A 21,963-nucleotide genomic window follows, 5' to 3' on the forward strand; every position below is an offset into this window, starting at 1 on the left:
CCTTCCGCTTCCTTACAGAACCAGTGGCTTCCCGGGCCGCCAGTCGGCAATGGCCGGGTGGTCGACGCCGTGGGTGCGGGTGTACTCGCGGGCGGCCAGGCGGGCGTCGACCATCTCCTGGCGCAGGCCCGCGGCGGCCTGACCGAGGCCCGGCACCCGGTCGATGACGTCGACGACGAGGGTGAACCGGTCGAGGTCGTTGAGCATGACCATGTCGAACGGGGTGGTCGTGGTGCCCTCCTCCTTATATCCGCGGACGTGGAGGTTCGCGTGGCCCGCCCGGCGGTAGGTGAGGCGGTGGATGAGCCACGGGTAGCCGTGGTACGCGAAGATCACGGGTTTGTCGGTGGTGAACAGCGCGTCGTACTGGCGGTCGGGCAGACCGTGCGGGTGCTCGGTGTCGGGCTGGAGGCGCATGAGGTCCACGACGTTGACGACGCGGACCTTCAGGTGCGGCAGGTGGCGGCGCAGCAGGTCGGCCGCGGCGACGGTCTCCAAAGTGGGGACGTCGCCGGCGCAGCCGAGCACGACGTCCGGTTCGGCGCCGCCGTCGGTGGACGCCCAGTCCCAGATGCCCAGGCCCCGCGTGCAGTGGCGCACGGCCTCGTCCATGGTGAGCCAGTTCGGCGCGGGCTGCTTCCCGGCGACGACCACGTTGACGTACTGGCGCGAGCGCAGGCAATGGTCCATGGTGGACAGGAGTGTGTTGGCGTCCGGCGGCAGGTACACCCGGACCACTTCGGCCTTCTTGTTCATGACGTGGTCGATGAAGCCCGGATCCTGGTGGGAGAACCCGTTGTGGTCCTGGCGCCACACGTGGCTGGACAGGAGGTAGTTGAGCGAGGCGATCGGGCGCCGCCACGGGATGCCGTTGGTCGTCTTGAGCCATTTGGCGTGCTGGTTGAACATGGAGTCGACCAGGTGGATGAACGCCTCGTAGGAGGTGAACAGGCCGTGCCGTCCGGTGAGGAGGTAGCCCTCCAGCCAGCCCTGGCACAGGTGCTCCGACAGGACCTCCATGACGCGCCCGTCGGGTCCGAGGTGGTCGTCGCCGGGTTCGGTCCGGGCCATGAAGGCGCGGTCGGTGACCTCGAAGGCGGCGCCGAGCCGGTTGGAGGCGACCTCGTCGGGGCCGAAGAGCCGGAACCGGTCCGGGTTCGCCGCGATGACGTCGCGCACCCACTCGCCGAGCATTCGGGTGGGCTCGGCGTCGGTACCGCCGGGACGGGGCGCCTTGACGGCGTAGTCGCGGAAGTCCGGCAGGACGAGGTCGCGCAGGAGCAGGCCGCCGTTGGCGTGCGGGTTCGCGCTCATGCGCCGCTCGCCCCGGGGCGCAAACGCCCGCAGTTCGCCGGCCGGTGCGCCGGTGGCGTCGAACAGCTCCTCGGGCCGGTAGGACCGCAGCCAGGATTCGAGCGCCTGCAGCTGCTCGGGGTGCTCGCGGACGGCCGGAAGCGGCACCTGGTGCGCCCTCCAAGTGCCTTCGACCGGGTTGCCGCCCAGTTCGGCCGGGCCTGTCCAGCCCTTGGGCGTGCGCAGCACGATCATGGGCCAGCGGGGGCGCTCGGCCGCGCCGCCGGAGCGGGCCTCGTGCCGGATCGCGGCGATGCGGTCGAACGCGGTGTCGAGCACGGCGGCAAGCTGCTGGTGGACGGTGTCGGGGTCGTCGCCTTCGACCAGGTGCGGTTCGTATCCGAAGCCGCGCATCATCGACATGAGGTCGGAGCGGGGGATGCGGTCGAGCACGGTGGGGTTGGCGATCTTGTAGCCGTTGAGGTTGAGGATCGGCAGGACCGCGCCGTCGCGTGCGGGGTTGAGGAACACGTTCGAGAGCCAGGACGCCGCGAGCGGGCCGGTCTCGGCCTCGCCGTCGCCGATCACGCAGGCGACCGTGAGGTCGGGGTTGTCGAACGCGGCCCCGTAGGCGTGCATGAGGGCGTAGCCCAATTCTCCGCCTTCGTGGATGGAACCGGGGACCTCGGGTGCGACGTGACTGGGGACGCCGCCGGGGAAGGAGAACTGGCGGAACAGCCGCTCCATGCCGGCCTCGTCACGGCCGATCGAGGGGTGGAGTTCGGAGTAGGTGCCCTCCAGCCAGGTGTTGGCCAGCAGTGCGGGCCCGCCGTGGCCGGGGCCGGTCACGTAGATCATGTCGGCGCCGCGCTCGGTGATGCAGCGGTTGAGGTGCGCGTAGACCAGGTTGAGGGCCGGGCTGGTGCCCCAGTGGCCGAGCAGGCGCGGCTTGACGTGCTCGGGGCGCAGCGGCTCGCGCAGCAGCGGGTTGTCGAGCAGGTAGATCTGGCCGACCGTGAGGTAGTTCGCGGCCCGCCAATAGGCGTCGATCTGGCGCAGTCGGGCTTCGGTCAGCGGCGCGGGGAGGGTCTTGTCCATGATGGCGTCCTCGAATTCGTCGTTCATCGGATCGATTCCAGCGTCGCCGTCGGCGGGCCGCTCGGGGTAGGGACCGAAGTCCCTTGGCGCAGGGGCCAACGGTGTCCGACCTCTTGTGTTCCAGAGAGGAGTCGTTACGATCAAGGTATGGCCGACAAGCCGCCTTACCCCCGTCACGGCCTCACCCCCGTGTCCAGCCTGCCCATCGACGAGCTGCTCCAAGAGCTGGCCTCACGGGTGAGCGAGGTCATCTCAGGGCGCGAGCGCCTCCGCGGCCTCCTCGACGCGGTCATCGGCATCGGCGCCGACCTCGAGCTCGCCGCGATCCTCGACCGCATCGTCGCCGCCGCCTGCACCCTGGTCGATGCCCGCTACGGCGCGCTCGGCGTTCTGGACGACTCCGGGGGCCTGTCCGAATTCCGCACCCACGGCATGAGCGAGGCCGAGATCGCCGCCCTCGGCGACCTGCCTACCGGGCGGGGGATTCTCGGCCACATCATCGACACGCCCGAGCCGCTGCGGTTGCCCGACCTGGCCGCGCACCCGGCCTCAGTGGGCTTTCCGCCCGGCCATCCGCCGATGCGGACCTTCCTCGGCGTGCCGATCACGGTGCGGGACAAGGCCTGGGGCAACCTCTACCTCACCGACAAGCGCGAAGGCGTCCAGTTCACCCAAGACGACGAGGACCTCATCAAAGCGTTGGCGGTCGCAGCCGGGGTGGCGATCGACAACGCCCGGCTCTACGGGGAGCTGGAAGCCTCCCAGGCCGACCGGGAGCGGTTGCTCATCTTCCGCGACCGTGATCGGATCGGGCGGGACCTGCACGACCTGGTGATCCAGCGGCTGTTCGCCTCGGGCCTGCAACTGCAGAGCGTCGTGCACCTGGTGGAGCCCCCGATCGCCGCCGAGCGCGTCCGCTCGGTCGTGGAGGAGATCAACGGCGGGATCGCGGACTTGCGGGCGGCGATCTTCAGCATGCACCAGGACCCCGGACAGCACCTGTCCGCGACGGTGCGGGGTCTCCTCGGCGTCGTCAGGCAGCAGCTGGGCTTCGACCCGGAAGTGGCGTTCACCGGACCGGTCGACAGTGCGGTGCCGGAAGCGGTCCGGGTCGAGGTCATAGCGATGCTGCGCGAGGCGCTGAGCAACGCCGCCCGGCATTCCGGGGCGTCCCGAGTGGCGGTGTCCGTCGCAGTGGAGCAGGGCGTGCTGACGATGACGGTGACCGACGACGGCTGCGGGATTCCTGCCACCGCGCCGCGCCGGGGCCTGGCGAACCTGGCCTCGCGTGCCGAGGCTCTCGGCGGGATGTTCACCTTCGGCGGGGCCGAACCCTCGGGCACGCGGCTGGAGTGGACGATGCCGCTCTAGCGACTCAGCCGAACAGGCGCGAGGCGAGCACTGCCGCCTGCGTGCGTCGTTCCAACTTGAGTTTGCCCAGCACCCGGGTCACATAGTTCTTGACCGTCTTCTCCGCCAAATGCATCTGCTCACCGATCTGCCGGTTCGTCAGGCCCTGGCCGATGAGTTCGAGGATGCGCTGCTCCTGATCGGAGAGCATTTCGAGTTCGGGCGACTTCGGCGGTCCCTTTCGCAGCCGCTCCAGCACCGCCCCGGTGACCCGCGAGTCCAGCAGGGAGTCGCCGGCGGCCACCTTGCGGACGGCGTCGACCAGTTCGTCGCCGCGAACCTGCTTGAGCAAGAACCCGGCCGCGCCGGCCTCGATCGCCTGAAACAACACCTCATCGTCCTCATAGGAGGTGAGAACGAGAACCGCGACTGAAGGGTCGGCCTGCCGGACCTTGCGGCACACCTCGATGCCTTCGCCGTCGGGCAGCCGGGCATCGACCACCACCACATCGGGCCGCGTCGCGGGCACTCGGCGCAGCGCCTCGGCCACCGTCGAGGCCTCCCCGACCACTGTGACATCGCCGTCGCGTTCGAGCAGATCGCACAACCCTCGCCGGACCACTTCGTGGTCGTCCAGCAGGAACACCTTGATCATCGCCGTATCCATGCTTCGAGTATGGGCGCGTCCGGCCGCAAGGGCATTCCTCGGAGGTCCATTTTGCAAGGGACCTTCGTCCCTACGCCCCTCGCGGGACCAATGTCCTCGCCCCCCTGGGCGTTCGGCTCTGTCGGGCGGGTGCCACGGCGGCGGACGATCGGATCGTGAGCGGGGAGTGGCCCCGCCCGCCGACACCGCCGCAAGGAGCCGACATGAACCTCCGCCTGCCCCCGCCCGCCGACACGCTCGACATCGACGGCAGGATCGTCCGCATCCGCCCGGTCGAACACGGCGACCTCGACGCGCTTATCACCATGCACGAAGGCTGCACCCTCGCCGACCTGCGTTACCGATTCTTCGGGACCGGACGCGGCATCCTCGCCATCGAGGCCCGCCGCCTCGCCGCCCTCAACGGCACCGGCAAGGGCGCCGCGCTCGTCGTCGAGGACGACGGCGCGATGCTCGGTGCCGCCTCCTTCCAGCGCTACGACGAGCAGCCCGACCGCGCCGAGTTCGGCGTCCTCGTCCTCCCCGACCACCAGCACCGCGGCGTGGGCACCCTGCTCCTCGAGCACCTCGCGCTGATCGCGGCAGCCGCCGGAGTGAAGGAGCTGTCCGGCCAGGTCCTGGGCGGCAACCACCGCATGCTGCGGCTCGCCAGGCGCCTGGCCCCGGGAACCCGAATGCCCTACGCCGACGGCGTGCTCGATGTCGTGCTTGCCGCCGACATCGACGGCTCCTTCGCCGAGGACGTGGCGAAGCGCGAGCGCGCCGCCGAGCACCTGTCGCTGCGCCCACTGCTCGATCCCGCCTCAGTGGCGGTGGTCGGTGCCAGCAGGTCGGGCAAGGGCGTCGGAGCCGAGATCCTGAAATCCATCGTGGACGGCGACTTCGCCGGACAGGTGCACCCGGTCCACCCCGAAGCGACAGAGCTGGCCGGGCTGGCCGCCGCACCCTCACTGGCCGCGCTCCCGGGGCCGGTCGACCTGGTGATCGTGGCGGTCCCCGCCCGGTCGGTCGCCGGAGTCCTGCGCCAGGCGGGCGAAGCGGGCGTGCGCGCGGCCGTGGTCGTCTCGGACGGGTTCGCCGAAATCGGCGACACGGCGGCGCAGGAGGAGCTCGTGCGCATCGCCCGAGCCCACGACATGCGCCTGGTGGGGCCCAACTGCCTCGGCATCGTCAACACCGACCGGACCGTGCGCCTCCAGGCCAGCTTCGCGTGCGAACCGCCCACTCGCGGCGGCCTCGGCATGGCCTCCCAGTCGGGAGCCGTCGGCATCGCCGCCCTCGCCGAGGCCACCCGCACCGGCCTGGGCGTCCACTCGTTCGTCTCGCTGGGCAACAAAGCGGACGTGTCAGGCAACGACCTCCTCGCCTACTGGTACGACGACCCCGAGTGCAAGGCCGTCGCGCTCTACCTGGAGTCGTTCGGAAACCCGCGCAAGTTCGCCCGCGTCGCCCGCGCCGTGGCCCGCCGCAAGCCGGTCCTGGCCGTCAAGGGCGGCCGCAGCGAAGGCGGCCGGCGGGCGGGCCTGTCGCACACCGCCGCCGCGGCCACCTCGGACACCGCCGTCGACAGCCTCTTCGCGCAAGCCGGCGTCATCCGCTGCGACACCTTGGAGCAGATGCTCGACACCGCCCGCGTCCTGGTCGACCAGCCGCTGCCGCAGGGCCGCCGCCTCGGCGTGGTCGGCAACGCCGGCGGCGTGGGAGTGCTCGCGGCCGACGCCGCAGCCGCAACCGGATTCGACGTCCCGCCGCTCAGCTCCGACGCCCGGGTGCGACTGGCCGAGGCGGTCCCCGGGGCCGCCTGCGCCGACAACCCGACGGACCTGGGCGCCGCCGCCGGACCCGACGCCTTCGGCGAGGCGATCACGACGCTCGGCTCCTCCGGCGAGGTCGACAGCCTGGTCGCCGTCTTCGCCGCCACCGGTACCAGCGACGTCGAGGGGAACCTGGACGCGATCGCCGACGCGCTCGACGCCCTGCCCGGACTGCCCGCCGCAGCGGTGGTCATGGGCCTGGCCGATCCGCCGTCCACCCTGGGCGCCAGGCGCGTCCCCGTGTTCGCGTTCCCCGAATCCGCCGTGGCCGCGCTCGGCAGAGCCGCCGCGTACGCCACCTGGCGGACCCGCCCGCTCGGCACGCGGCCCGACCTGCCCGGCATCGACCGGGCCGGAGCCCGCGCGATCGTCGACCGCCTGCTCCAGAACGGTGAGGGCTGGCAGACCGCGGCCGACACCGCCGCGATCCTGCGCTGCTACGACATCCAGCTGACGCCCGCGGTCCCCGTCGCCTCCAAACGGGAGGCGGTCGCCGCCGCCCGCACCCTGGGCTACCCGGTGACCGTCAAGGCCGACGACCCGCGCCTGATCCACAAGACCGAGTCCGGCGGGGTGCACCTTGGCCTCGGCAACCCGCATGAGGTGCGGGACGCCTTCGAGGCCGTCGCGAAGGCCATCGAAGGGGACGAGGGCGCCACGGTGGTGGTCCAGCCGATGGTCGAGGCCGGCCTCGAACTGGCCGCCGGGATCGTCCACGACCCGCTGTTCGGATCGCTCGTCATGCTCGGCCTCGGCGGCACCGCCACCGACCTGTTGAGCGACAAGCAGTTCCGGCTGCTGCCGCTGACCGACACCGACACCGAGTCCATGTGGCGCTCGCTCAAGACCGCGAAGCTCCTCACCGGCTACCGCGGTTCGGAGCCGATCGACCTGAACGCCCTCACCGACATGCTGGCCCGGCTCGGCCGCCTCGCGGAAGACCTCCCCGAGATCGCCGAACTCGACCTGAACCCGGTCATGCCGGCGCGCTACGGCCTCCAGGCGGTGGATCTGAAACTCAGGCTGGCCCGGATCGGCGACGAACCCGACCCGGTCGCCCGGCGACTGCGCTGAAAGCAGGTTCGGCCGAGCCGCGAAGCCGCCGGCGGTCCGAGGCGAACGTGCCGAGGACTGCCGGCGGCTTCGCGCCGCCGGTGCGCGGATGGCCAAGGTCCCTCCGGGCGCGGCGATTGGTCACTGTCGGCCGGCGCCGAAACGGCATGCAATGGGAGTACACCATCACCACCTTGGGAGAGACCATGCACACGACACCCAGAGTCATCATCGTCGGCGGCGGATTCGCCGGCCTGGAGACGGCCTTCACACTCCACTCGCATCTGGGGGACCGGGTCGAGCTGCTGCTGATCGCCGACGAGCACGACTTCCTGTTCAAGCCGAACTCGATCTACCTGCCGTTCGGCGGCGACGAGGAGAAGCTCCGCATTCCACTCTCGCGTCCGACCTCACGCCGCGGCATCATCCTGCTCGCCGGTTCGCTCGCCCGCGTCCATACCCGCCGCAAGCAGGTCGAACTCGCCGACGGCACCCTCGAACACTACGACCACCTGGTTCTCGCTACCGGCGCCGCCATGAGTCCCAAGGAGATTCCGGGCCTCGCCGAGCACGCTCAGACGGTCTGGACCACCGAGCGGATGCACGAGCTCGGCACCTCGTTGGAGCGGCTGCGTGCAGAGGTTAAGGCCGGAGCGACGCGGCACGTCCTGTTCCTGGTGCCGCCGGGGAACAAGTGCGCCGGTCCGCTCTACGAGATCGCGTTCATGCTCGAGACCTGGCTGCGCCGCCATCATCTGCGCGACCGCGTCTGCCTGACCTTCACGACCTTCGAGTCGAGCTTCATCCAGGCATTCGGGCCCGGGGTCGACCATGTCGTGTCCGAGGAGTTCCACGACCGCGGCATCAACGGCTACACCCATCACACCGCCACCAGCGTGGACGCCGGCCTGGTCCACTTCGCCAACGGCACCGCGCACACCTACGACCTGCTCATCGCCTTCCCCCCGTATGTCGCCGCGGTCGACTACCCGACCCTTCCCACCGATGACCGCGGGTTCCTGCTGACCGAGTCGCAGACCCGCCGCGTCCAGGGCACCGACGACGTCTACGCGCCCGGTGACGCCGGGGACTTCCCTGTCAAGCAGGCGTTCCTGGCGTTCCTCCAAGCCGACGCGGTCGCCGACGACATCGCTTCGTGCATCGATCCGACGGCCGTCCCGCACCCGCGCCGCTTCTCGCCGACGAGCATGTGCGTCATGGAGATGTTCGACAAGGCCACCTTCGCGCAGGTGCCGTTGGAGGTCACCGGCGACCCGTCCGCCCCGGTGCGGGTGGACCTCGGCGCCCGCGACGACTACCTGGTCGGGGTCTCTCCGCTGTGGAGGCTGGGCAAGAAGGCGCTCGGCGTCTACCTGCCGCAGCAGTTCCGGGCCGGTCGGCCCTTCCACGGCGGCCTGCCCTGGCACACCATGGAACTGGGACTGAAAGGCATGTCCAAGACCCTGGCCTCCACCGTGAAGGAATAGGCGTCCGCGTCGAAGGGAACGGGCCCCTTCGACGCGGCCCCATGCCCCTCGTTTTGTCCGGAAGCTCGCGCCGCGCGGGCGACGGCATCTAGGGACTCTCGTCACCACAGTCGGGGAGGTTGGTCACTGTTCGGGCCACTGCCCCTGTGCTGGTATGGAAGGGCGGGGCCGCTGACAATGGCGACCACGGCACCGATCCTGAGGGGGGATGGCGAAGACATCGATCCAATGGGGGGAGTGACCATCGGGCCGTCGCGCCGGTCACTCCAGGCGACCGCCTCCAGGTGTCGGGGCGGTCGCCTCTCTCATGGTTCGCCAAGAGGATACGGATGGCCGCGGGTGCGCTGGCGCTTGTCTGTGCGGCGTCCCTGCCTCTGGAGAACAACCCGTTCACGGACGATTAAAGAGGCCGCGACCCTCGGTCGCGGCCCCTTTCCTCTTGCGCCGTCAACTCGTCACAGCGGCGGTCGCGGCGGCGAGCTCGGCCGCCCAGACGTGGGCGCGGTCGAGTTCGCCGGTCGACAGGGGTCCGGTCGAGTGCTCGACCAGGAAGCTGGCCGGGCTCGCGAGGACGGAGAAGCCGGCCTTGCGCAGGCGCCGGGTCGCGGCGCGCGCGGCGTGACCGGCGAATCGCGAATCCATGCGCGTGTCGAAGGCGATCGCCGGAGTGCCTGGGACGGCTTCGACCGACTCCAGCCATTCCCGGGCGCCGATCTGTGTGGAGACCAGCCCCCGCGGGGCCGTCAGCGCCGCCTCGCGGCGTGTGGACGAGCGGCTGAGTGAGAACGCGTGCGTCGGCGCCCCGACCACCACAAGGCCGATACTCTTGTCGATCACACTCGGAGCCTCGCCCACTTCGAACATTTCCACCTCCATGCTCTGCGAAAGCTCCGCGGCGACGGCCTTGGCCACCTGCCGTGTGTTGCCGAACATCGATTCGTAGACCACTGCGGCTCGCATTCTGATCGCCTCTCTCTCGGGTCTGCGGTGGTGAGCGGTTGCGGGTCCCGGCCCGGAGGCCGGGCCCCGCTCGGGTTCCAGTTCGGAACCCTGGTCGTGGAACGCTGATCGGCTCAATGGGTGTCGGTGCCGCCGGTCTTGGCGGCCACGGCCGATCTGCCGGCCTCGAGCCGGGCCACGGGGACCCGGAACGGGGAGCACGAGACGTAGTCCAGGCCGATGCGGTCGAAGAAGCGGACCGACGAGGGATCCCCGCCGTGCTCACCGCAGACTCCGATGGCGAGGTCGCCGCGAGTGGCGCGGCCCTCCTCGACCGCGATCGACACCAGACGGCCGACGCCAGTCTCGTCGAGGGACTCGAACGGTGAGGCCGCGAAGACGCCCTTGTCGAGGTAGACGGGGAAGAACGAGCCTTCGACGTCGTCGCGTGAGAAGCCCCAGGTCGTCTGGGTGAGGTCGTTGGTGCCGAACGAGAAGAACTCGGCGTGCTCGGCGATGCGCCCAGCGGTGAGCGCCGCCCGCGGCAGCTCGATCATCGTGCCGATCTTGGCGCGGATCGGGAATCCGGCCGCTTCGGCGACGTCGTCGAGCACGCGCTGGATCTCCTCGCGCATCAGCTCGAACTCCTCGGGACCGCCGATGAGCGGCACCATGATCTCCGGCCGCGGGTCGTCGCCGGCCCTGATCCGGGCCGCGGCGGCCTCGGCGATGGCGCGGACCTGCATGGCCACCAGGCCCGGGACGACCAGACCCAGCCGCACTCCGCGCAGCCCCAGCATGGGGTTCTGTTCGTGGAGGCGGCGAACCGCCTGGAGCAGGCGGACTTCCTCCTCGTCGACCTCGCCGCGGGCTTCGGCCAACGCGACCTTCACCGACAGCTCGGTGAAGTCGGGAAGGAACTCGTGCAGCGGCGGGTCGATGAGCCGGATGGTCACCGGCAGTCCGTCCATGGCGGCGAAGATGCCCACGAAGTCGCCCAGCTGCATCGGCAGCAGCTCGGCGAGCACCTTGTCCTGCTCCGCCGCCGACTGGGCGAGGATGAGCTCCTCGACGTGGTGGCGGCGCTCGCCCAGGAACATGTGCTCGGTGCGGCACAGGCCGATGCCGTCGGCCCTGAACCGGCGGGCCCGCCGCGCGTCGGCGGGGGTGTCGGCGTTGGCGTGGACGCCGAGGCGCCGGTGCTGGTCGGCATAGACCATCATGCGGGCGACCGCCTGGACCACAGGGTCGCGGCGGCGCTCCTCTGCGGTGAGCCGGCCCTCGAAGTACTCGACGACCGCCGAGGGCACCACGTCGATCGTGCCCGCGTAGACCGCGCCGGTCGTCCCGTCGATCGAGACCAGGTCGCCTTCGCGGACGACGACGCCGCCGGGGGCGGTGAACCGGCGCCGCTCGGTGTCGACTTCGAGGGCGTCGGCGCCGACCACGCAGGTCTTGCCCATGCCCCGTGCGACGACCGCGGCGTGCGAGGTCTTGCCGCCGCGGCTGGTGAGGACGCCCTTGGCCGCGATGATGCCGGGCAGGTCGTCGGGGCTGGTCTCGCGGCGGATCAGGATCACCGCGCCCCCATGGCGGACGGCCGCGGCCGAGTCGAAGACCGCGGTCCCGACCGCGGCACCGGGAGACGCCGGTACGCCCTCGGCGATCGACTCGGCCGCGTTGTCCGGATCGAACTGGGGGAACATCAGTTGCGCGAGCTGTTCGCCGGTGACCCGGCCCAGCGCCTCCCCGACGTCGATGAGTTCGTCGTCGAGGAACTGGACCGCCAACCGGAAGGCGGCCGCGGCGGTGCGCTTGCCGACCCGGGTCTGGAGCATCCACAGCTTGCCGCGCTCGATTGTGAACTCCACGTCGCACAGGTCTCGGAAGTGGTCCTCCAGGATCGTCATGATGACCAGGAGCTCCTCGAAGGAGACGGGGTCGATCCGTTCGAGTTCCTGGAGGGGCACGGGGGTCCGGATGCCGGCGACGACGTCCTCGCCCTGGGCGTCGGCGAGGTAGTCGCCGTAGACGCCCGGCGCCCCGGTGGCGGGGTCGCGGGTGAACGCGACGCCGGTGCCCGAGTCCGGTCCCAGGTTGCCGTAGACCATCGCCATCACGTTGACGGCGGTGCCCAGGTCGTGGGGGATGCGCTCGCGGCCGCGGTAGACGCGGGCGCGTTCGGTGTTCCACGAGGAGAACACTGCTCGGACGGCCATGTCGAGCTGCTCGCGTGGGTCTTGGGGGAAGTCGCGGCCGGTCGCCTCGGTGACGATCCGCTTGTAGACCGCGACGACGTCCCTCAGTGCCGCCGCATCGAGGTCGACGTCCCGGGTGACGTCGTGGAACCGCTTGACCTCTGCCAGCGCGGCCGCGAACTCGGCCGCGTCAATCCCGAGCACGGTCGCGCCGAACATCTGGATGAGCCGCCGGTAGGAGTCCCAGGCGAACCGCTCGTTGCCCGAGGCCGCCGCGAGCCCGAGCACCGACATGTCGTTGAGTCCGATGTCGAGGACGGTCTCCATCATCCCCGGCATGGAGAACTTCGCGCCCGACCGGACCGAGACGAGCATGGGGTCCTCGGCCGCGCCGAGCCGCTTGCCGCGCTCGGCCTCCAAGCGTTCTAGGTGCTCGCCGATCTCCTCGGCCAGTCCCGGCGGTTCCTGGCCGTCGGCCAGGAAACGGCGGCACGCCTCGGTGGAGACGGTGAAGCCGGGCGGGACGGGGAGGCCGAGATTGGTCATCTCGGCGAGGTTCGCGCCCTTGCCCCCGAGCAGGTCCTTGTGGTCCTTGTCGCCTTCGGCGAACGCGAACACATACCGTCGCTTCGTGCTGTCCATCGCACTGCCCTCTTTCTTCCGGATACCTCCCTCCATTGGATGGCGCACGGCGCCGCCGCGCGCGGGCCAGAGGACACGAGCGGGACCGACCTTGGTCCTGCTCCGGGTGGACCGGTCGCGCCGCAGGGACCAACGGGTTCTCGACGGGGGCCGTATGGCACCTGTCGCAGCCGGGGCTGCCGCGATTGACTCGAATCAGCCAGATCGGAAGGGGGACGTCATGTTCGCGATCAGAATCCACGGTCGAGGCGGCCAGGGAGTGGTCACCGCCGCCGAGATGCTGTCTCAGGCCGCGTTCCTGGAAGGCAAGTTCGCCCAGGCGGTCCCGAGCTTCGGCTCCGAGCGGACCGGCGCGCCCGTCGTCGCCTACTGCCGCATCGCCGACTGCATGCTGCGCGGACGCGAACCGGTGGCCCGTCCCGACGCGCTGATCATCCAGGACCCGACGCTGCGGTTCCTCCCCGAGGTCTTCGAAGGTATGCCTGTGGGGGGCTACCTCCTCGTCAACTCCGCCCGCCCGCTCGCAGAGCTCGGCATCGGCGACCGCCTGGCAGGACTCCGCCGCTCGCGCGTCGCCTCGTTGGACGCCAGCCGGATCGCCCGCTCGCACCTCGGTCGGCCGCTGCCCAACACCGCACTCCTCGGCGGTTTCGCCGCACTCTCCGGGGTGCTTTCGCTCGACTCCATTGCCGAGGCGTTCCGGCAGAGGTTTGACGACACCGTCGCTGAGGCCAACGTCCGCGCGGCCTTCGAGGCGTATCGCCTGGTGGCCGCCCAGCGGCACGGGCGGGAGCAATTGCGGGGCCACCGCGTCCTGCGCGCCCAGACAGCGCGCCCGTAGACACCGGTCCCGGCAGAGGAGCGATGGAAAATGTGCGAGCAGATCGAGGGTTCTCAGGCCATGGCGCGCGTAGTGGCGGCCTGCCGTCCTGACGTGGTGTGCGCCTACCCCATCTCACCCCAGACCCACATCGTCGAGGCCCTCGCCGCGATGGTCCGCGCCGGAAGGCCCGGCCGGGCTCAGTTTGTCAACGTCGAGAGCGAGATGGCCGCCCTGTCGGTGGCCATCGGCGCCTCCGCGACCGGCGCCCGCGCTTACACCGCCACCGCCAGCCAGGGACTGCTGTACATGGCCGAGGCCCTCTACAACGCGGCCGGCCTCGGCCTGCCGATCGTCATGACGGTGGCGAACCGGGCGATCGGCGCGCCGATCAACATCTGGAACGACCACTCCGACTCGATCTCCCAGCGCGATTCGGGCTGGATCCAGCTGTACGCCTTGGACAACCAGCATGCCGCCGATCTCCACCCGGTCGCCTTCCGCCTGGCCGAAGAGGTGTCGCTGCCGGTCATGGTATGCGTGGACGGATTCGTGCTGACGCACGCTGTCGAGCCGGTGGATCTGGCCGAGCAGGCCCAGGTGGACGCGTTTCTGCCGCCTTTCGCGCCCCGCCAGGTCCTCGACCCGGACGATCCGATCACCATCGGTGCGATGGTCGGACCGGAGGCGTTCACCGAGGTCCGGTTCCTGGCCCACGAGAACGCGAAGCGCGCCCTCGACCGCCTGCCGGTCCTCGCCGCGGACTACGCCGCCATCGTCGGACGCACAGTACCGGCCATAGTGGATTCCTACCGCTCGGAGGACGCCGAGATGCTGGTGATCGCCATGGGTTCGGTCGTCGGCACCCTCAAGGACGCCGTGGACGAACTACGCGACGACGGCGCCGACGTCGGCGCGCTCGGGCTGGTCGCATACCGCCCCTTTCCGTTCGAGACGATCCGGGCCGCGGCCGCCGGGCGCTCACGCGTGATCGTGCTGGAGCGGGCCCAACCCGCCGGCAGTACGGGCGTGGTCGGCGCCGAGGTCCGATCGGCCCTCCCCGGCGGCCCGCCGGTCCACTCCGTCGTGGCCGGACTCGGCGGACGGCCCGTCACACGCTCCTCTCTCAAGACCGTGATCACAGCGGCGCAGCGCGGCGAACTGCCCGAACTGTCCTTCATGGACCTCGACACCGGGCTCGTTGAAGCCGCAAGGAGTGCGACATGACCACGCAGCGTCTCAAGTTCTACCAGGTCGGCAGCTTCGCCGTCGGCAACCGCCTCGCCGCCCCCGACCAGCGGACCGTCCAAGCACGGCCCGACCGGGCCAACGCGCTCACGAGCGGCCACCGCGCCTGCCGCGGGTGCGGCGAGGCCCTGGGCGCCCGCTTCGTGCAGGATGCGGCCGCGCGCGCCGCCGAAGGCCGCCTCATCAGCGTCAACGCCACCGGCTGCTTGGAGGTCTTCTCCACGCCGTTCCCCGAAACCGCCTGGCAGGTCCCGTGGATCCACTCCCTGTTCGGCAACGCCCCCTCGGTCGCCTCGGGAGTCGCATACGCGCTGCGCGCCAAAGGCGACACGCGTACCAGGGTCCTCGGCCAGGGCGGCGACGGCGGCACCGTCGACATCGGATTCGCTTCGCTCTCAGGCATGTTCGAACGCAACGACGACGTCCTGTTCGTCTGCTACGACAACCAGGGCTACATGAACACCGGCGTGCAGCGTTCCGGAGCTACCCCTCCCGCGGCCCGCACCGCGACCACTCCCGCTCTCGGGCCCACGCCCGGTAACCCGTTCGGCCAGGGTAAGGACGCCCCCCGCATCGCCGCCGCCCACCGCATCCCCTACGTCGCGACGGCCACGATCGCCGACCTGCACGACCTTGAGGACAAGGTCGCCGCCGCCATGGCGCTGCACGGCGCCCGCTACCTCCACGTGCTCGTGCCCTGCCCCCTCGGCTGGGGCAGCGCCTCCGCTGAGACGGTGAAGCTCGCGCGCCTCGCCGTCGACACCGCCCTGTTCCCGCTTTACGAGGCCCGCGGCGGCGAGGTCACCGCCGTCACGCGCCTGCGCCGCCAACCGGTCCCCGTCGAGCAGTACCTGCGGCCCCAGAAGCGCTACCGGCACCTGTTCGAACCCGGGATCGACACGGCGACGCTCGACCGCATCCAACTGATCGCCGACGCCAACATCGCCGAATACGGCCTGGCACCCGAGGAGGGGTCATGACCGCCGAACGCAGACGGCTCCCGTTCGCCGTCACCTTGGCGACCGGCACGAGCCTGGCCAACCACACCGGCGCCTGGCGCACCGAGCGGCCCGTCTACCGGAACCTGCGAGCGCCGTGCGGCGACGCTTGCCCGGCGGAGGAGGACGTCCAAGGCTGGCTCTACCGCGCCGAAGAGGGCGAATACGAGGCCGCCTGGCGCCTCCTCATGGCCGAGAACCCCTTCCCGGCGATCATGGGCCGAGTCTGCTACCACCCGTGCGAGACCGCCTGCAACCGCGGACAGGTCGATGAAGCCGTCGGCATCAACGCCGTCGAGCGCTTCCTCGGCGACCGGGCCATCAAGCAGGGCTGGACCATGCCGGTCGAAGCCGCACCGACCGGCCGCCGCGTCCTCGTCGTCGGGGCCGGACCTGCCGGTCTCGCCGCCGCCTACCACCTGCGCCTGCTCGGACACGAGGTCACCGTCGCCGACGCGGCCGAACGGCCCGGCGGCATGATGCGCTACGGCATCCCGGCCTACCGCCTGCCCCGCGACGTCCTCGACGCCGAGATCGACCGCGTCGCGCGCATGGGCGTCACCTTCGAACTCGGCCACCCTGTGACCGACCTCGACGCCGAGCGCGAGGCCTACGACGCGGTCTTCCTCGCCATCGGCGCCCAGATCGGCAAGCGCGCCTACATCCCCGCGGGCGAGTCCCCGCGGCTGCTCGACGCGCTCGCCGTGCTCCGCTCCGTCGCCGAAGACGAACCGGTCCGCCTCGGCCGCCGCGTCGTCGTCTACGGCGGCGGCAACACCGCCATGGACGCCGCCCGCACCGCCCGCCGCCTCGGCGCCACCGAAGCCGTCGTGGTGTACCGACGCACCCGCGAACGCATGCCCGCACACGAGTCCGAAGTGGCGGAAGCCCTCGACGAGGGCGTCCAGATCCGCTGGCTCTCCACGATCAGCGCCGCCGCCGGCGAGGCGATCGTCCTGGAGCGCATGGAACTCGACGACACCGGCTTTCCGCGCCCGACCGGCCAATTCGAGACGCTCGCGGCCGACAGCGTCGTCCTCGCCGTCGGTCAGGACGTCGACCGCACCCTCATCGCGGCCCTTCCGGAGACCGACGGGGCGGTCGCCGTCGACGAGGCGTTCATGACCGCGACCCCCGGCGTCTTCGCCGGCGGCGACATGGTGCCTTCCGAACGGACCTGCACCGTCGCGGTCGGCCACGGCAAACGCGCCGCACGCCGCATCCACGCCTGGCTCACCGGCATCCAACCAGCCTCCGGGCCCAAGCCGCCGATCGCCGACATCGAACGACTCAACACCTGGTACTACACCGAAGCCCCGCACCAGATGCGCCCCCGCCTCGAGACCGCCCGGCGCATCGGCACCTTCGACGAGGTCGTCGGCGGCCTCGACGCCGAGACCGCCCTGTTCGAGGCCCGCCGCTGCATGTCCTGCGGCAACTGCTTCGAATGCGACAACTGCTACGGCATGTGCCCCGACAACGCCATCGTCAAGCTCGGCCCCGGCAAGGGGTTCGCGATCGACCTCGACTACTGCAAGGGCTGCGGCATCTGCGCCGCCGAATGCCCCGCCGGGGCCATCGCCATGATCGAGGAGGAGACCTGATGAACCACACCGCAGTGGGCGTCCTCAAGGAGCACGCCCCAGGAGAACGCCGCGTCGCCCTCGTTCCCGGCGACGTCGCCGCCCTGGCCCGGACCGGCTTCGCCGTCTGCGTGGAGCACGGCGCGGGGGACCGCGCCTGGTTCACCGACCAGGACTACCGCGACGCCGGAGCAGTGGTGGAGGAGGCGGCGGCGATCCGCCGTGACTGCGCGATCCTGCTGTGCGTCGATCCGCCCATCGTCGAGAGCCCCCTGTCGCCGCACGCCGGGCAGGTCCTCATCGGCATGCTGCAACCGCTGCACCAGCCGCACCGGGTCCGGGCCTGGGCCCGCCAGGGCATCACCACCGTCAGCCTCGACATGCTGCCGCGCACCCTCTCCCGGGCCCAGGCCATGGACGCCCTCACCTCCCAGACCCATCTCGCCGGCTACCGCGCCGTCTTCGTCGCGGCGGCCGCCTACCGGGGCTTCATGCCGATGCTCACCACGGCGACCGGCACCGTCAGGCCCGCCTCCGTCCTCGTTCTCGGTTGCGGTGTCGCCGGACTGTCCGCGGTCGGCGCCGCCCGAAGAGCCGGCGCGGTCGTGACCGCCTATGACGTCCGGCCCGAGGCCGCCGCCGCGGCGCGGTCGCTTGGCGCCGCCGTCCTGGACCTCGCCGTCGACGCCGCGGGCGAAGGGGGATACGCCAGAGCCCTCACCGAGACCGAGACCCGAGCCCAGCAGGAGACGCTCGCCGCGGTCATCGGCCGCTTCGACATCGTCATCGCCACAGCCCAGGTCCCCGGCGGCGAACCGCCGCTGCTGGTCACCGAGACTGCGATCGACCGGCTGCGCCCCGGCGCCGTCCTGGTCGACCTCGCCGCCGGCGCCCTCGGCGGCAACATCGCCGGATCCGTGCCGGACGCCACCGTCGAACCCGCACGCGGCGTCACCCTCATCGGGGCCCCGAACCTCGCCTCCGACATGGCCCCGGCCGCGTCGGCCGCATACTCCCGCAACGTATGCGCGCTGCTCAAGCACCTCGCGCCAGCGGGAGCGCTCCGCATCGACCCCGACGACGAGATTCAAGCCGCCGTCCTCATCACCCACGGCGGGGCGATCGTCCATCGGACCCTCGCCCGGCTCGCCGCACCGCCCACCAGGGAAAGGACCGGCGCATGAACACGCCGATGCTCACCGCCGTAACGGTGTTCGCGCTGGCCCTGCTGATCGGGTTCGCGGTCATCAGCAAGGTCCCCGCCACACTCCACACGCCCTTGATGTCGGCCACCAACGCCGTTCACGGCATCGTCCTCATCGGCGCGATGCTCGTGGCCTCGTCCGCTGACGACGCGCTCGGGTACGCGATCGCCTTCGCGGCCGTCGCCTTCGGGGCGGCCAACGTGGTCGGCGGCTACGCCGTGTCGGACCGGATGCTCCACATGTTCCGCGCTCCGACGCGCGGGGAAGAGGAAGAGGCGAAACGGTGAATGTGATCGAAGAGGCCGCCAGGTACGCGCTACTGGGGGCGGCCGTCTGTTTCGCCGTCGGCCTTCACCTCATGAAGTCGCCCGCCACGGCCCGGCGCGGGAACCTCTTGTCCGCCTGGGCCATGGCCGGCGCGGTGGCCGCTACGCTCACGGTCATCGTCGCTCGCGGCACCGTCACCGGGACCGGCTGGATCGTGCTCGCGACAGGAGCCGCACTCGGCGCGTTCACGGGACTACGCCTGGCCCGCCGGGTCCGCATGACCGCTGTACCGCAGCTGGTGAGCCTGTTCAACGCAGTCGGCGGCGGCGCGGCCGTGCTCCTCGCGATCGGGCACCTGCTCGACGGCGACGCCGGCGTCCGCGCCGCCCTGCCAGGCGGCCTCGACATCGTCATCGGCGCGGTCACCTTCTCCGGCTCGCTCATCGCGTCGGGCAAACTCCAGGGCATCGTGCCCTCGCGGCCACTGGTGTTCAAGGGGGCCAGGGCGGTGACGCTGCTGTGCGCCGGATCCGCCGTCGCGGGCGTCCTATGGCTGTCGGCCGCACCCGCCGACCCGGCCCCGCTGCTGCTGGCCCTCGGCGCCGGACTCGCCTTCGGCGTCGCCGTGGTCCTGCCGATCGGCGGCGCCGACATGCCCGTGGTCATCTCGCTGCTGAACGCCTGCACCGGGATCGCGGTGGCCATGGCCGGGTTCGTGCTCGACGAGCAGACGCTCGTCATCGCCGGGGCCCTCGTCGGCGCCTCCGGCGCGATCCTGACCAAGCTCATGGCCGACGCCATGAACCGGTCGATCATGTCGATCATTCTCGGGGGCTTCGGAACCGGCGACGAACCGGTTCTGGCCGGCCCTGCCGGTCCGGTGCGATCGGTGACCGCCGAGGACGTGGCGATCCAGTTGGCCTACGCCTCGCGGGTGATCGTCGTTCCCGGCTACGGTCTCGCCGCCGCGCGCGGGCAGCAGGAGCTGGCCCAGTTGACGCGGCTCCTGGAGGAGCGGGGCGTCGCGGTCGACTTCGCGATCCACCCGGTCGCCGGGCGCATGCCCGGGCACATGAACGTGCTGCTCGCCGAGGTCGACGTGCCGTATCCGCGGATGAAGGAGCTCGAGGAGGCCAATGCGGTGTTGCAGCAGGCGGACGTCGCACTCGTCGTCGGCGCCAACGACGTGACCAACCCGGCGGCGAGGCGGCCCGGCAACGCCCTGTCGGGGATGCCGATCCTCGACGTGGACGCCGCCCGGCAGATCGTCGTGGTCAAACGCTCCATGGGCCACGGCTACGCCGGGATGGACAACGAGCTGTTCGCCGACCCCAAGACCGGGATGCTCTTCGCCGACGCCCGCACCGCACTGGCGGCGATCGCTGCCGCGGTCCGCACCTTCTCCGGTCCGAAGCGCTAGCGGTTCCACCTGCGTCGGCCCATCCTCGCGCACCGAGGCCGACGGAACGAGCGCGAATTCGCCGAGCCGACGCGGGCAGGCGGAGGCGAACGCGGGGCTCGAGGGCCGCACCTGGTTCGCAGGGCCGGGCTGCGGGGCGTCGTTCACCCGTCGTCTTCGCAGGTTTCCAGTGCTCGCGCCCGACCCTCGTGCGAGGCTCGTACAAGAGCGGGAATCGCAGTCGGCTCCGGCCTGAGGGTCGCTTCGGCATCACCCGAGCGTTCTGCCGGCGCCATGAGCCGATGATGGAGGGCGAGGATGAACGGGTCGCGACCCGACATCACGGCACCGAGCGGCGCCGAGCCGCCGTTTCGCTGGTCACCGACGTGCGAGGGGGAGGCCGCCCCGCTCGTGCTGCTGCTGGGCGCCACCGGATACATCGGCGGGCGGCTGCTGCCGCGGCTCCTGAACGCCGGTTACCGGGTCCGGGTGTTCACCAGGCGACCGGAACGGGCGCGCGGCTTCGCGGCGTCCGAGGCGGTCGAGGTCTTCAGGGGCGACGCCGCCGACCCGGACGCGGTGCGTCGGGCGATGGACGGCGTCCGGTTCGTCTATCACCTGGTCCACTCGATGACCGACGGCCGTGACTTCCGGCGCCTCGATCGCGTGATCGCGCACAATGTCGCCGACGCGGCTGCGGCCGCGGGGGTGCGGCGCCTGGTGTACCTCGGGGGCCTCGCGCCGCGCACCGGGAAGCTCTCCGCCCATCTGGCGTCGCGGCGCGAGGTCGGCGAGATCCTCGAGCGGTCCGGGGTGCCGGTGCTGATGTTCCAGGCGGGGGTCGTCATCGGGTCGGGGTCGGCGTCGTTCGAGATGATCCGGCACCTGACCGAGGTGCTGCCGGTGATGACCGCGCCGCGCTGGGTCCGCAACCGCATCCAGCCCATCGCGATCCGCGACGTGCTGCACTATCTGCTCTACGCGTTGAAACTCGGCGACGATGTCAGCGGCGCTTTCGACATCGGCGGGCCCGACGTGCTGCGCTACGACGAGATGATGAACGGCTACGCGCGGCTCGCGGGGTTGCCGCGCCGCCGGATCCTGGCGCTGCCGGTGCTCACGCCCCGGCTCGCCTCGCACTGGGTCGGGCTCGTGACGCCGGTGCCGCGCAACCTCGCGCGGCCGCTCGTGGAGTCGCTCCAGCACGACTGCGTGATGCGCGATCACCGCGTCGACGAGTTCATCACAGCGCCGCCCTGCGGCCTACTCTCGTATGACGCCGCGCTGCGGCTCGCACTCGGCCGGATCGAAGTGGATCGGGTCGAGACGAGTTGGGTCGACGCCACGGTGGCGCAGTCACCGAGCGATCCGCTGCCGAGCGACCCCGAATGGGCCGGGCGGGTGGTCTACACCGATGCGCGCACGATCGCGACGACTGCGAGCCCGGAGGCCCTGTGGCGGGTGATCACGGGTATCGGCGGTGAGAACGGGTGGTACTCGACGCCGCTGCTGTGGGCGGTCCGAGGCTGGGCCGATCGCGTGTTCGGCGGCGTGGGGCTCAAGCGCGGGCGCCGGAGCCGCTCGACCGTTCGCGTCGGCGACGTGATCGACTTCTGGCGGGTGGAGGTGTGCGAGCCCGGGCGCCTGCTGCGGTTGCGGGCCGAGATGCGGCTCCCCGGTCTCGCCTGGCTGGACCTGTCGTGCGAGGCGGGTACGCGGACGCGATACCGCCAGAGGGCGGTCTTCTTCCCGCGCGGCCTCTCCGGGAGGCTCTACTGGCTGGCGGTGATGCCGTTCCACGGCCTGGTCTTCTCCGGCATGGCCCGCCGGATCGTCGCCATCGCCGAGAGTGAAGAGGGCAGGGCCCCGTCCGCCCTCCCCGGAGCCGGGCGCTGACGCAGC

Annotated in this window: 15 protein-coding genes; 11 read left to right on the forward strand and 4 right to left on the reverse strand. The window is 71.1% G+C overall.

What is annotated here, in order from left to right; genetic code table 11:
• Positions 1-12: 12 nt before the first annotated feature.
• The gene (locus BLQ63_RS13985; RefSeq protein WP_091036003.1) at positions 13-2,391 is read right to left on the reverse strand and encodes a phosphoketolase; all 2,379 of its coding nucleotides are present in this window, start codon (positions 2,389-2,391) and stop codon (positions 13-15) included.
• Between the two features lie 147 nt (positions 2,392-2,538).
• Here BLQ63_RS13985 and BLQ63_RS13990 point away from each other — a divergent pair, with 147 nt between their 5' ends.
• The gene (locus BLQ63_RS13990) at positions 2,539-3,762 is read left to right on the forward strand and encodes a GAF domain-containing sensor histidine kinase (RefSeq protein WP_091035690.1); all 1,224 of its coding nucleotides are present in this window, start codon (positions 2,539-2,541) and stop codon (positions 3,760-3,762) included.
• 4 nt (positions 3,763-3,766) lie between these two features.
• Here BLQ63_RS13990 and BLQ63_RS13995 read toward each other — a convergent pair whose 3' ends face one another.
• The gene (locus BLQ63_RS13995) at positions 3,767-4,396 is read right to left on the reverse strand and encodes a response regulator transcription factor (RefSeq protein ID WP_091035695.1); all 630 of its coding nucleotides are present in this window, start codon (positions 4,394-4,396) and stop codon (positions 3,767-3,769) included.
• A gap of 215 nt (positions 4,397-4,611) precedes the next feature.
• On the opposite strand from BLQ63_RS13995, the gene BLQ63_RS14000 reads away from it, so the two are divergent.
• Both BLQ63_RS14000 and BLQ63_RS14005 read left to right on the forward strand, forming a co-directional pair.
• Entirely contained in the window at positions 4,612-7,296 is a 2,685-nt protein-coding gene (locus tag BLQ63_RS14000) for a bifunctional acetate--CoA ligase family protein/GNAT family N-acetyltransferase (protein ID WP_091035699.1), read from the forward strand.
• 185 nt (positions 7,297-7,481) lie between these two features.
• Positions 7,482-8,762 carry an NAD(P)/FAD-dependent oxidoreductase gene (locus BLQ63_RS14005; RefSeq protein ID WP_177154937.1) on the forward strand — a complete coding sequence of 427 codons (1,281 nt, stop codon included), beginning with the start codon at positions 7,482-7,484 and terminating at the stop codon, positions 8,760-8,762.
• 447 nt (positions 8,763-9,209) lie between these two features.
• On the opposite strand, the gene BLQ63_RS14010 is transcribed toward BLQ63_RS14005, so the two are convergent.
• Positions 9,210-9,722 carry a flavodoxin family protein gene (locus BLQ63_RS14010; RefSeq protein ID WP_091035704.1) on the reverse strand — a complete coding sequence of 171 codons (513 nt, stop codon included), beginning with the start codon at positions 9,720-9,722 and terminating at the stop codon, positions 9,210-9,212.
• A gap of 113 nt (positions 9,723-9,835) precedes the next feature.
• Positions 9,836-12,541: a pyruvate, phosphate dikinase gene (gene ppdK, locus BLQ63_RS14015; protein WP_091035709.1), complete on the reverse strand. Its 2,706-nt coding sequence runs from the start codon at positions 12,539-12,541 to the stop codon at positions 9,836-9,838.
• A gap of 220 nt (positions 12,542-12,761) precedes the next feature.
• Between ppdK and BLQ63_RS14020 the strand changes: the two genes are divergently transcribed.
• The 8 genes from BLQ63_RS14020 (at position 12,762) to BLQ63_RS14055 (ending at position 21,957) form a co-directional block, all read left to right on the forward strand.
• Entirely contained in the window at positions 12,762-13,382 is a 621-nt protein-coding gene (locus tag BLQ63_RS14020) for a 2-oxoacid:acceptor oxidoreductase family protein (protein WP_091035713.1), read from the forward strand.
• Between the two features lie 30 nt (positions 13,383-13,412).
• A complete protein-coding gene (locus BLQ63_RS14025; protein WP_091035718.1) occupies positions 13,413-14,588 on the forward strand; it encodes a transketolase C-terminal domain-containing protein in 1,176 nt (391 codons plus the stop codon).
• The gene (locus BLQ63_RS14030; RefSeq protein ID WP_091035722.1) at positions 14,585-15,589 is read left to right on the forward strand and encodes a thiamine pyrophosphate-dependent enzyme; all 1,005 of its coding nucleotides are present in this window, start codon (positions 14,585-14,587) and stop codon (positions 15,587-15,589) included. Before BLQ63_RS14025 ends, BLQ63_RS14030 begins: the two co-directional genes overlap by 4 nt.
• Positions 15,586-17,211 (forward strand): NAD(P)-binding protein, encoded by a 1,626-nt coding sequence (locus BLQ63_RS14035; RefSeq protein WP_091035724.1) that lies wholly within the window; start codon positions 15,586-15,588, stop codon positions 17,209-17,211. Before BLQ63_RS14030 ends, BLQ63_RS14035 begins: the two co-directional genes overlap by 4 nt.
• On the forward strand, positions 17,211-18,374 hold the full coding sequence (locus BLQ63_RS14040) for a Rossmann-fold NAD(P)-binding domain-containing protein (protein ID WP_091035727.1): 1,164 nt from the start codon (positions 17,211-17,213) through the stop codon (positions 18,372-18,374). Before BLQ63_RS14035 ends, BLQ63_RS14040 begins: the two co-directional genes overlap by 1 nt.
• Positions 18,371-18,682 carry an NAD(P) transhydrogenase subunit alpha part 2 gene (locus BLQ63_RS14045; RefSeq protein WP_091035730.1) on the forward strand — a complete coding sequence of 104 codons (312 nt, stop codon included), beginning with the start codon at positions 18,371-18,373 and terminating at the stop codon, positions 18,680-18,682. The genes BLQ63_RS14040 and BLQ63_RS14045 overlap by 4 nt, the downstream gene beginning before the upstream one ends.
• A complete protein-coding gene (locus BLQ63_RS14050; RefSeq protein WP_091035734.1) occupies positions 18,679-20,082 on the forward strand; it encodes an NAD(P)(+) transhydrogenase (Re/Si-specific) subunit beta in 1,404 nt (467 codons plus the stop codon). Before BLQ63_RS14045 ends, BLQ63_RS14050 begins: the two co-directional genes overlap by 4 nt.
• Positions 20,083-20,379: 297 nt before the next feature.
• Entirely contained in the window at positions 20,380-21,957 is a 1,578-nt protein-coding gene (locus tag BLQ63_RS14055; protein WP_091035738.1) for an SDR family oxidoreductase, read from the forward strand.
• The last annotated feature ends 6 nt before the right edge of the window (positions 21,958-21,963 follow it).

This window comes from Glycomyces harbinensis (genome assembly GCF_900101745.1).
Classification (GTDB): Bacteria; Actinomycetota; Actinomycetes; order Mycobacteriales; family Micromonosporaceae; genus Glycomyces; species Glycomyces harbinensis.